Origin of the sequence: Hathewaya limosa (genome assembly GCF_030815255.1) — a bacterium.
Lineage (GTDB): Bacteria > Bacillota > Clostridia > Clostridiales > Clostridiaceae > Hathewaya > Hathewaya limosa.
The window spans coordinates 1-12,140 of sequence record NZ_JAUSWN010000022.1 but is presented as its reverse complement, the minus strand read 5'-3'; the positions used below and the strand labels follow the sequence as shown (position 1 = coordinate 12,140).

The 12,140-nt window shown below is 25.3% G+C and carries 10 protein-coding genes; 7 read left to right on the top strand and 3 right to left on the bottom strand.

Features of this window, described 5'->3' with window-relative positions:
- Positions 1 to 11: 11 nt before the first annotated feature.
- A complete protein-coding gene (locus tag QOZ93_RS11435; RefSeq protein WP_307356596.1) occupies positions 12 to 581 on the top strand; it encodes a 50S ribosomal protein L25 in 570 nt (189 codons plus the stop codon).
- A 543-nt stretch (positions 582 to 1,124) separates the two neighbouring features.
- On the top strand, positions 1,125 to 2,915 hold the full coding sequence (locus QOZ93_RS11430; RefSeq protein WP_307356594.1) for a DUF2207 domain-containing protein: 1,791 nt from the start codon (positions 1,125 to 1,127) through the stop codon (positions 2,913 to 2,915).
- Between the two features lie 60 nt (positions 2,916 to 2,975).
- Here QOZ93_RS11430 and QOZ93_RS11425 read toward each other — a convergent pair whose 3' ends face one another.
- On the bottom strand, positions 2,976 to 3,902 hold the full coding sequence (locus QOZ93_RS11425) for a hypothetical protein (RefSeq protein ID WP_307356592.1): 927 nt from the start codon (positions 3,900 to 3,902) through the stop codon (positions 2,976 to 2,978).
- Positions 3,903 to 4,229: 327 nt separating this feature from the next.
- Between QOZ93_RS11425 and QOZ93_RS11420 the strand changes: the two genes are divergently transcribed.
- The 3 genes from QOZ93_RS11420 to QOZ93_RS11410 all read left to right on the top strand — a co-directional run bounded on the left by QOZ93_RS11420 (position 4,230) and on the right by QOZ93_RS11410 (position 8,366).
- Positions 4,230 to 5,888 (top strand): glutamine--tRNA ligase/YqeY domain fusion protein, encoded by a 1,659-nt coding sequence (locus QOZ93_RS11420; RefSeq protein ID WP_307356590.1) that lies wholly within the window; start codon positions 4,230 to 4,232, stop codon positions 5,886 to 5,888.
- Positions 5,889 to 6,221: 333 nt separating this feature from the next.
- A complete protein-coding gene (locus QOZ93_RS11415) occupies positions 6,222 to 7,289 on the top strand; it encodes an LCP family protein (RefSeq protein ID WP_307356588.1) in 1,068 nt (355 codons plus the stop codon).
- Between the two features lie 174 nt (positions 7,290 to 7,463).
- Positions 7,464 to 8,366 (top strand): VCBS repeat-containing protein, encoded by a 903-nt coding sequence (locus QOZ93_RS11410; protein ID WP_307356586.1) that lies wholly within the window; start codon positions 7,464 to 7,466, stop codon positions 8,364 to 8,366.
- 133 nt (positions 8,367 to 8,499) lie between these two features.
- Here QOZ93_RS11410 and QOZ93_RS11405 read toward each other — a convergent pair whose 3' ends face one another.
- A complete protein-coding gene (locus tag QOZ93_RS11405) occupies positions 8,500 to 8,997 on the bottom strand; it encodes a dihydrofolate reductase (RefSeq protein WP_307356584.1) in 498 nt (165 codons plus the stop codon).
- Positions 8,997 to 9,788, bottom strand: coding sequence for a thymidylate synthase (locus QOZ93_RS11400; RefSeq protein ID WP_111940461.1), 792 nt, complete (start codon positions 9,786 to 9,788; stop codon positions 8,997 to 8,999). The genes QOZ93_RS11405 and QOZ93_RS11400 overlap by 1 nt, the downstream gene beginning before the upstream one ends.
- A gap of 206 nt (positions 9,789 to 9,994) precedes the next feature.
- Between QOZ93_RS11400 and QOZ93_RS11395 the strand changes: the two genes are divergently transcribed.
- Positions 9,995 to 11,215, top strand: coding sequence for a sensor histidine kinase (locus QOZ93_RS11395; protein WP_307356582.1), 1,221 nt, complete (start codon positions 9,995 to 9,997; stop codon positions 11,213 to 11,215).
- A 15-nt stretch (positions 11,216 to 11,230) separates the two neighbouring features.
- Entirely contained in the window at positions 11,231 to 11,995 is a 765-nt protein-coding gene (locus tag QOZ93_RS11390) for a ribonuclease H1 domain-containing protein (protein ID WP_307356581.1), read from the top strand.
- The last annotated feature ends 145 nt before the right edge of the window (positions 11,996 to 12,140 follow it).

Genomic DNA, 12,140 nt, shown 5'->3' with positions numbered 1-12,140 from the left:
GAGCGATTGTTGTGAGTAAGTTATTTATTAATGCTTTAGAAAGAAATGAAAAAGGAAAAAAAGTTAGAAAAGAAGGATTTGTTCCTGGAGTAATTTATTTAGAAAGACATGGACAATCTATTCCAGTTAAATTTGCTAAAAATAAAATAGAAAAAATTTTAGGTAAGGCTACTAAAGCTTCTATAATTGGGGTAAAATTAGGAGATGACATTAAAAATTGTGTAGTTAAGGACATACAAAGGAATTCATTGAATCAATCTTTAATTCATTTAGATATGGAGTCATTTAAAAGTGATGATAGTATAAGAGTTAAAGTACCTATTGAATTTGAGGGAAAAGCTATGTTAGATAATAAAAAACTAATATTGCAAACATTTCTAACAGAATTAGAAGTAAAAGGACAGGTTGAAAAAATACCAGAATTAATAGTGGTAAACTTATCTGACAAAAAATTTGGAGATACCATTACTTTAAAAGATATCCAAATAGATAATGACATAGAGGTACTACATGAAGATGATGAAATATTTGCATCAATAAGTGCGGCTCAAAAAGAAGTAGAAAATGATGATGAAGAATAATATTATATAATAATGTTTTATTAAATTATAAATATTAAGTTAAAGAGGTTATGTTAATTTTCTGAATTTTTTTATAATCAGGAAAAACATAACCTTTTAAATTATTATAAAATAAAGTTAAGAACATACAAACTTATGTAATTAACAAGATTATACAACAAAATTATACAATAAAATCAAACAATTTTTACTATATATTTATAATAAAGTCTACTATTAATTTTATAAGAATTTTAAGGAATTAAGAAAAATATTTTCAATTTTAAAAAGGGATAAAGCAGTTATAAATTTATACTTTATATGTATATTCTATATGGATATAATATTAAAAATTAATTATTTACGGTGAATTATATAGGGGTATATTATATATAAATTAAAAGGCTCTTATTAAAAAAATTAATGAACCGTCCCTAATTTATAGGATAAAATTAAGGTTAGAGATGTATAATGTTAATAAAAAATTATTAATACATAATATTTTGCAATTGTTGGGGATTGTAACTATATTAGATTAAAATATATTAGTGAAGGAGGATCAATATGAAAAATAAAAGGCTTATAAAATATTTATTGGTGAGTTTATTTATATGTATAATTTTTGTCCTGCCTAAAGGTACAGTTTATGCAGAAGATGGACAAACTACTATTAATAATGTAGATCTAAAAATAAATATTAAAGAAAATGGACAATATGAAATAACTGAATTTTTAACAATTAAATTTGATGGAAAGTTTAATGGGGGATTTAGAGACATATCTTCAAATCAACTGGGTAAGTTTGAAAATGTAAAAATATCCCTAATACAAGGGGATAAAGAAATACCATTTACAAGAAATGATTCAGCAGAAAATGGAGACATAAATGTTTTTGAAGTTATAAAAAGAGAAAGATCTTTTTATAGAATAAAAATGTATATTCCTAGTAATGATGTAGAAAGAACTTTTAAAATATCTTATGGTTTTTCAGAAGGAGCTAGGTTACATGAGGATATAGGAGAATTTTATTATAATTTTTGGGATAAAGGATATAATAGTCCACTAAAAAAAATAAGTGCTACAGTGAATTTTCCTAAGGGATTTAATAAAGATGATTTAAATATATTTTTAAAAGGCAATAAGGGGTTATTTAAAATATTAGATAATAAATCTATTTATTTTGAGAGCCAAAACATTAGTAGTAAAGATTATGTTACAGGACGAATACTTTTTCCAAAAGTTTTACTAAAAGAAGGAGTTAAAGGAACTAGAAATAAAGAAGATATACTGAAGGAAGAAAAGAATATTAAAGAAAGAGAAGTTAAAAAAGAAAAATTAAAAAGAAATTTTGATATTTTAGCAATTGGCAATACATGTATAGGTTTAGTTCTTATAGTAATATTTTGTTTAGGAAGAGAAAAAAATAAGACAAACTTAGATATAAGTGGAGCGCCTGCGGATATTACACCTGCATTAGTAACACGTTTATTAAGTCGTTCAATAGATATATCTACATTTATTTCAACATTATTAGATTTGAGTAGAAAAGGTTTTTTAAATATAGAATCTTTTTCTAGAAATGGAGCTGAAGATTATAAGATAACTATATTACAGGCAGATACATCTATTCTTAGAGAACATGAAAGATATATATTAAAAATTCTCATGGAATATTCAAATTTCACAGGAATATTGAGTTTGAAAGATTTAAGTAAATATATGAAATTTAATTATACAAAATTTGAACAAAAATTAGTTGTTTGGGGATCTTTAGTTAAAAAGGAATTTAAAACATTGGGATTTATAGATAAGACCAAAAGAACTTTTGCAAAATTAAATATATTAGTTGGATGTATAATAATAGGGTTATCTATTGTTGGTATAATTAGTAATTCAACTAAATGTATAGTAAGTATAATAGTTTCAATTGTTGTAATTATTTTAGGGATTGCATCATTTGAAACATTAAATTCAGATGGATATGCTGAAATTGGTAGGTGGAAAAAACTAAAAGGATATTTCGAAAATAGAAGGTTTGATTATATAAGCAGTGATTACCCATTAGATTTATATTTTTCTTATATGATTTGCTTAGGTGTAAGTAATAATGTTTTACAAAATTTTAGAGAGTTTATTATAGAAAGTAAAATATATAATGAAAATGATTGGATAATGAGATATTTTTATATAGATAGCTTTTCCACAAGACACTCCTTTGTTGGATATAGTAGACATAACTATAATAAAGCCAAAAAATATTATGAAGATACGCATAAAATTGATTCAAGTTCATCAGGTGGATTTTCATCAGGTGGAGGTGGTGGCGCAGGTGGAGGCGGTGCCGGAGGGTTTTAAATAATTAGAGTAAGGGATGGTTCATTGAGATAGTGATTTCTCATGAACTATCCCTTATACTTATTCATATAGTTTATTTATAAATTCTTTATATGGGATTGTATTGTTTATATTTGTATTATGGAATTCGCATTTTTCACCATAATTAATGAGATTATAATCTATATCTAAAAAAAATGTTTTTGAATTAATTAAAAGTTTTGTTGAGGTTTCATAGGCTTTAATAAGTGAACTTTTTTTATCTATACTAAGAGATATATCCATTTTAGATATATCCATATTCTTAAAGAATTTTTTATAATTAGTATTTGAAAGTTCTTTTAAATGGTTCTTATTTAATTCTTTTTCTGTTTTAGTTAAATTATTATCATCTTTATTTAATTCATTAACGGCGTTTTCTACAAATATATCTAGTAGTGTATTTAAATTCTCATTTATAAAATTATTTAATAATAGTTTTATTTCATCATGTTCTAATGTTAGATTTAAATAACTAAATTCTTTTTTACTTTTAAATGAAACATTTTTTTCCCGTAATAAGTTATTTATAAAAATTTTAAAGTTTTTCATTGAATTATTCAGTAGAAGTTCGCAATTTTGTAAGTTATTCACATAATCATCAACATGATCTGTAGAATGTAAAGATATAAATTTATTAAAATCAGGCAATTTTATATATAATTGATTATCCTCTATATATGTAATTAGAGTCTTATTAAGGTTACTTCCGTTTTCGCCAAAATTAAAATAAAGTTTATTTAAGAACTTATTCTTATCTTCATCAAATGTAAAGTTTGAATTTAAAATTATTCGAGGCTTTTCCTTAGAACGGTGAAGGGATATGTTGTAAGAACCTTGTATTTTTTTTAAATTGTTTGTTTTATTTATAGCCTTTTCTAATAATGAAGAATTGGATGAAAAAAAAGAACAACTTATTAGAATGTTTACCAATACTAATACTAACATTAAAGAAAAAAATTTTTTCATAACATCCCCCCTTATTCTATATAATTAATATAGCATTATAGAAATTTTAAATCAATTAAAAATAACAATATTAAAGCAAAAAAGTAAAAAATAAATATAAATAGAAAAAATATCTATAAATAACACTTATATTATACATAAATAATAAATTAGTATAGCCTATAAGTATTCTTATAGATAAGTATTTAAATATTTGGTATAATAAATTTATTGATTTTAGAGATGGATATTTTAATATAATGTAAAGAAATTAAGTTTTTTAGTTATTAAAATGTTTATTGTTACGAAGTATATAATATAAAAAGTTATTAAAAGGAATGGTGAAAAATGGATAATATAAATACTTCATCAAACTTTATTAAAAACATAATAAAGGAAGATTTAAGTTCAGGAAAACATAAGGAAATCATAACTCGTTTTCCGCCAGAACCAAATGGTTATTTACATATTGGGCATGCAAAATCTATAGTATTAAATTTTGAGTTAGCTCGTGAGTTTGGAGGTAGAACAAATTTACGTTTTGACGACACAAATCCTATAAAAGAAGATACAGAATATGTTGAATCTATTCAAGAAGATGTCAAATGGCTTGGATATAATTGGAGCAATCTTTTTTATGCTTCAAATTACTTCGATACTATGTATGAAAAGGCAATTCTTTTAATAAAAAAAGGCAAAGCTTATGTATGTGATTTAACTCCAGAAGAGATGAGAGAATATAGAGGAACTTTAACTGAACCTGGAAAAGAAAGTCCTTATAGAAACAGAACAGTTGAAGAAAATCTAGATTTACTTGAAAGAATGAAAAAAGGTGAGTTTAAAGATGGAGAAAAAGTATTAAGAGCTAAAATTGATATGTCTTCTCCTAATATAAATATGAGAGATCCTATTATATATAGAATAGCTCATACTGAACACCATAATACTGGTGATAAGTGGTGTATTTATCCAATGTATGATTTTGCGCATCCTTTAGAAGATGCTATTGAAGGGATTACTCATTCAATTTGTACACTAGAATTTGAAGATCATCGTCCACTATATGAGTGGGTAGTTAGAGAATGTGAAATGGAGCATACTCCAAGACAAATAGAATTTGCAAGATTAAATATTACTAATACTGTTATGAGTAAAAGAAAATTAAAATTATTAGTAGATGAAAACGTTGTTGATGGTTGGGATGATCCTCGTATGCCAACTATTGCTGGTCTGAGAAGAAGAGGATATACTCCAGAAGCAGTTAGAAATTTCTGTAAGGAAATTGGAGTTGCTAAGGCTAGCAGTATGGTAGATGCTCAAATGTTAGAGCATTTTATAAGAGAAGATTTGAAGCTTAAGGCTCCTAGAGTTATGGGTGTTTTAAATCCATTAAAAGTTATTATAACAAATTATCCTGAAGATCAAACAGAGATGCTTGAGTTAGAAAATAATCAAGATGTAGAAGAAATGGGTAAAAGACAAGTACCATTTAGTAGAGAAATATATATTGAGAGAGAAGACTTCATGGAAGAACCTGTGAAGAAATATTTTAGATTGTTCCCAGGGAATGAAGTAAGATTAAAGGGTGCATATTTTATAAAATGTAATGATTTCGTTAAAGATGAAAATGGAGAAATTGTAGAACTTCATTGTACTTATGATCCAGAGACTAAGAGTGGTACTGGATTTACAGGAAGAAAGGTTAAAGCTACTATTCATTGGGTAGATGGTAAAAATGCAGTGCCAGCGGAATTTAAATTATATGAGCCGTTAATTTTAGATGGACAAAATGAAACTCCAAACTTTCTAGATGGAATTAATCCTAATTCACTACAAACGGTTAATGGATTTGTAGAACCATTCATGAAGGATGCTAAAGGAGGAGAAAAATTCCAATTCTTTAGACATGGATACTTTAATGTGGATACTAAACATTCAACAAAAGATAACCTAGTATTTAATAGAATAGTTTCTTTAAAAAGTTCATTTAAAATAGATAAAAAATAAAATAATTTTATAAGTTAGATTTAGAAATATAAGGTTATGATTTTATTATTGTATTAAAAAATGTCAATATAAATCATAACCTTATTTTATTAACTAAGGTGTATGGATTATAGAAAAGAAATAAGATACTAAAATAATTATTATAAAAAGGTTTTAAATGTAATTTAAGCACATAAGAACCAATTAATGTTTACAAGTTGTTTAAAAAAGTACATAAAAGTTGAAAAATATATAAAAGTTAAGTAAAATTATAAAGTATAGTATGTCAAAGGTTTTCAAAAGAATATAATAACCCAATATTTAAAAATAAATGGATAGGGGATGAAGTAAAAAATGAGAAAGAGAAAAAAATCATCTGCTAAGAAAAAGGCATTATTAGCAATTCTTAGTCTCTTGATAATACTTCTATTAGTTGTCACATCAGGTTTAGTATATTTTTGGAGTAAGTTGAATTCAATCAAAAAACAACCACTAACAAAAGTAGAAACCACTAAAGAAAGTGAAAAAAAAGCAAAACAACATAATGAAGTTGTAAATATAGCATTGTTTGGATTAGATAGTAGGGATGTACATGGAAATGATGATCCTAGATCCGATTCAATAATGATTTTAAGCATAGATAAGGATAGAAATTCTCTTAGACTTTCATCTATAATAAGAGATACTTATGTTCAAATTCCTAAAAGATCTGGAAAAGATAAAATAAATCATGCTTATCATTTTGGTGGACCAGAATTAGCAATTAGTACAATAAATAAAAATTTTGGACTAGCTATTAAAGATTTTGCTTCTATCAATTTTTATGGACTTAGAAAAGTAATAGATACAATAGGTGGAATAGAACTAGATATAACTAGTGAGGAGTTAAAGTATATAAATAATTATATAAGAGATGCTGCTAGAGATGAAAAAATTACACCGACTTATGTAGATGAACCGGGAAAACAAAAATTAAATGGTTTACAAGCTACTGCTTATTGTAGAATAAGATATACAAAGGGTGGAGATTTTAAGAGAGCTGAAAGACAAAGAACTGTACTTACGAAAATAATAAATAAAGTAAAAACAATAAATAAGACTAAGTATCCAGCATTATTAGATGCAATATTACCTAATGTAAAAACTTCTTTAAGTTCTACAAAAATTTTAGATTTGGGTATGGAAATCTTATCAATGGATATTTCTAATATACAACAGCAACAGTTTCCAACTGATTGGACAGGAGAAGGCAAAACAATTAACGGATATTATTATTATATTCCTAAGTTAGAGAAGGTTAAAGAAGAACTTCAGGCTTATGTATATGAAAATAAGAAACCTAAAAAACCAATAGAATCATCTTCTGAAACAAACTTAGATGATAATGATGGCAAAAGGAATAATACTGATTCAGAGAATTAAATATTTAAGAAAACACCTTGAAATTATTTCAAGGTGTTTTCTATTTAATGTATAATATTATATTTTATATTAGATATAATATTACAAAGTTTATAAGGATATAGTAACAAAATAATAGTATTTCTATAAGTATTCTGCATACTATAATATAAGAAATTTGTTTGGAGGAAGAGCATGTTTATTAATTTACCATCAAATTATTATAAGTATGAAGAAAGGTATAATAACAAGAGTATTAAAGATGAACTTTTATGTGTAGAAGATAATTTAGGTAACTATAACGTAGAAAGAAAAGTGCAAAATAAAGGTGGGTTTTTATATAGCCCATGTACATCTTGTATGAAGGGGAATCCCTTGAAACAGGATTTTTTAAAGGGTTATGTGATAATTAAATCAGAATTTAAGGATGTTACAGGAGATGGATTTTTAGATTATATATATTTGGTTGGTAAAAATTATCCAGGGGCACTGGAGGAATATAAGGATGATATACATTTATTTGTTGTAGATGGAAAAACGCAAAAGTTATATGAAGCCAATATGAAAACTAATAGTGGATATGATCCTAGATTATTTTTAGGTGATTTTACTGGAGATGGGATAGACGAAGTCATGGTAAGTATGGCTTCAGGTGGCAGCGGTGGATTTTATTTTTATTATATATTTAGTTTTAAAAATGGTATTGTAACTAAAATGTTTGATTATGAAGAATTTAGTAATAGGAAACAGTACACTGTTAAATATAAGGATAATTATAAAGTTGAAATTTTAAGCACAGATAATAAAGAAAAGTATTCCATAGATATAAGCAATAGAAGCAAAGATTACTTATACCAATTCTATGATTCAAATGGTAGAGTAATAACTTCAGAACAAGGAGAGGTTACAGAATTAAATTCATTATTACCAATTTATCCATCATGGGGGGAAGAAAGGTTTGAATTATTGGCGATACAAAGAGTGATAGGGACATTTAGTGCAGATCAATTTGGTTTTTTGCAAAGTATATTATCCTGGGATGATAAAAAAGATTTTGAAGTTATATGGTCAGAGGTATCTATTGTTAATGAAGAATAAAGAAAGATAAAATAATAATTAATGAAATAAATATAGTTAATATTAATTTAGAATGCAAAATAAATAAGATATAAAACTTAAAACAATTAAGTTTTATATCTTATGAATATCAATAAAAGTATAGTAATAAAGATTATTTATTACTAACTTTAGTATATATTAGGTATTTATAGTTGTATATATTTTTTTCATCTTTTATACCGTCTATTTCATTAGTAAGTATCCAATCCTCATTAGAAATTTCGGGGAAAAATGTATCGCCTGTAAAATCTTCGTAAATTCTAGTTATATAAAGCTTTTTACAAAATGGAAGAAGGGTTTTGTATATTTCTCCACCACCAATAACAAAATGTTCTTCAGAATCTTCTATGAGAGAACTTAAATCTTTAATTGAATGAAGAATTTTTACATCTTTGTTTTCAAATTTATAATCAGAATTATTAGTTATTACTACATGTTCTCTATTTTTTAAAATGCCAGGAAGAGACTCAAAGGTTTTTCTACCCATGATAATTTTTTTGTTCATAGTTATGGATTTAAAATGTTTTAAATCATTAGGTAGATGCCATATTAGAGAATTATCTCTACCAATAACATTGTTGTTTCCAATAGCAACTATAATAGACAACATTATACTGCAACCTCCATAGAAATTTTACCATGATGTTTATAATCTATTAATTTTATATCATCAGGAGTAAAATCATAAAAATCTTTAATTTCTGGATTGATCCATAATTTTGGTGCAGTATATTGTTCATCTTTTTTAGTTAATTGAACTTTAATTCCTTCTATATGATTTTCATAAATATGAGCATTGTTTATAACATGAGTAAATAATCCAGGTTTTAATCCGGTTACTTGAGCTATTAAATGAACAAGGACAGCATATTGAGTCATGTTAAATGGAACTCCTAGTCCTAAATCAGCACTTCTCTGAACAAGCATACAATTTAATCTACCATCAGAAACATCCCACATAGTTAAAAATGCACATGGTGGTAAAGCACCAGTTTCTATATGAGGTATTTGCCATAAATTAATCATCATTCTTCTATCTTGAGGGTTATTTTTTAATGAATCTATAAGCTTATCTATTTGATCATATTTTTTAACTACCCATCCGTAGGCTGTGCCTATAGTACCATCTTCCATAGTCCATTCATCCCAAATATGGACATTTTGTTCTTGTAGTTTTTTAACATCATTGGATTGATCTTTATATATCCACAATAGTTCTTTTACAGCGGTTTTAAAGGCTACAAATTTTGTGGTTAAAATAGGAAATTCCTTTTCTAAGTCAAACTGCATAATCTTATGAGGAAGTTTATATGTAGCTATTCCAGTTCTGTTTTGAGCGTAATATCCATTATTTATAACATCTTCTACAATTCGAAGATATTCTTTGTCAGCTAAACTCATTTGATTATCCTCCTTAAAATAAATATCATAACATATATTATATCAAAAAAAGTTATATATATAAATTGATATAATATAGCAAATTTTACAGAAGATCATACAAATTATCGAAAATTCAGAAAAAAAGAGGATAATTATGAAAAATATAGAATTATATGAAAATGAATGTTAATGATCTATTTTTGGATTTTAAAGGGGGAAGGTTCATGGAATATGATAATAGTGACGAAGTAGAATGTTCCTTGGAGGGGGTTTGTTTTAGGGCATCTGGGACATATATAAAAAGCAATTTTCAACAAGTTAAGAATTTTCTAAACTTTCTAAAAGAACCTGTATTTTTGTGTTATGAGAATAGGATATTTTTTATGAATTTGATGGCCTTAAGAATTTTTAATGTTAATCCAAAAGAAAAGTTTTATAATTTTTTTATTAAAGATTTAAAGAAAAGTACATATTATTATGGAGAAATTGTAGATCAAGTTTTACAAATTTTAGAATCTAATTCTTTCAATGTTATGAAACAGTATGATGGTTATAATATAAGTACTTTAAATATAAATATAAATTGTCCTAGATTAATAGAAGAATTTAATAGTAATGAGTTTAAGTTAATTCTAATAAGTAAATATATTTTATATGAAGATAGTATATTAAATAATGTAGCACATGAGGTTAGAACACCTTTAAACTTAATGTTAACATCATTACAATTAATACAAGATATTGAAGAAAGACAAAAAGGGATTAATGATAATAAGGTTCTTTCTTATATGAGAATAATGAATACAAATTGTTGTAGGTTAATAAGATTATCTGAAAATTTTATGATAATGAAACAAATAGAATGTTGTATATTTAATTTATATAAAAGAAGAGTAAATATTAAAATGTTTTTAGAAGAAATATATAATTGTGTTAGTTATTATTCAAATAAGAAAAATGTTGAGCTAAATTTAAAGATAAATATTAAAATACAAGAAATATTAATAGATGAACTTAAAATAGAAAAGGTATTATTAAATATATTATCTAATGCAATAAAATATACTGAAGCATTTGGAAAGGTTGATATTAATGTTTTAGAAGATAATATTTACCTAATTATAGAGATTCAGGATAATGGGGTAGGTATTTCGGAGGAAATTCAAGGAGAAATTTTTAAAAGATTTAAACGCGGAGAAGAGTTATATACAAGAGAAAATGAAGGATTGGGAATAGGGTTATATATTAGTAAAGTATTTATAGAATTACATAATGGTGATATTGAAGTATATAGTAAAAAAAATGAGGGTAGTAAATTCGTTATAAAAGTACCTAAATATGGTATAATACAAGGGAATGAAAAAGTTTTTCAAAATAAAGTAGAAGGATTAACAAGAATGCAAAGAACTAATATAGAATTTGCTGGTGTATATATAGAGTGCTAAGGAAAGGATTTTGTTATGAAAAAAAAGGTTTATGCAATAAAAGAAGGATATGATTTTATTAAAAATGTTAGGGTTAAAAATAAGTTAGTAAACACATGGGATGAATGTTTAACATATGTAAAAGGAGTTAAAGGGGCTAAATATAAAAGTTTTACAAATTTAGAAGAGGCAGAGGAATATTTAAATGACGATAAAACTCTACTTATAAAGGATAAGGATATTTATCCAAATGATTGCCTACATGTCTATGTAGATGGAAGTTTTAATATTGATACTGGAAGGTATTCTTATGCATTGGTTGTTGTTAAGAATAATATAATCGAATATATGGAAAATGGAGTTGCAAAGGATCAGTCAGGAATAAAATTAAGACAAATTTTAGGTGAATTAAAAGCCGCTACTAGAAGTTATGAATATGCAATAGAAAATAATATAAAAAAAATAGTTTTATTTCATGATTATGAGGGAATATTTCATCATGCAATTGGTACTTGGAATAGAAAAGATATTTCATCACAGGTTTATTATGAAAAATTTAATAAATATAAAAATGAATATGGACTTGAAGTTATTTTTGTTAAAGTAGATAGTCATACAGGAGATCTTTTTAATGAGATTACAGATAATTATGCCAAGTTAGCAGGTGGATTACAATTAACTAATGCAGTGGATAAAGGTATATTACAAGAAAAAATTAAAGTAAAAAGTGAAAAATTAAAATTAGAGATAGAAAATTTAATAAGTAGTATGAATTATAATAAGATAGAAGTAGTTAAGTAATAAAATAATAAATACATATTATAAATGAAGAATTAAATAGTTATAAAAAAGGGGCTGTCGCATTAGCATAAAAATTTATACTAACGCGGCAGCGTTTTTTTGTGTTTTATAGAAAATTTAATGATAGTTCACCGCCTATAAGCTT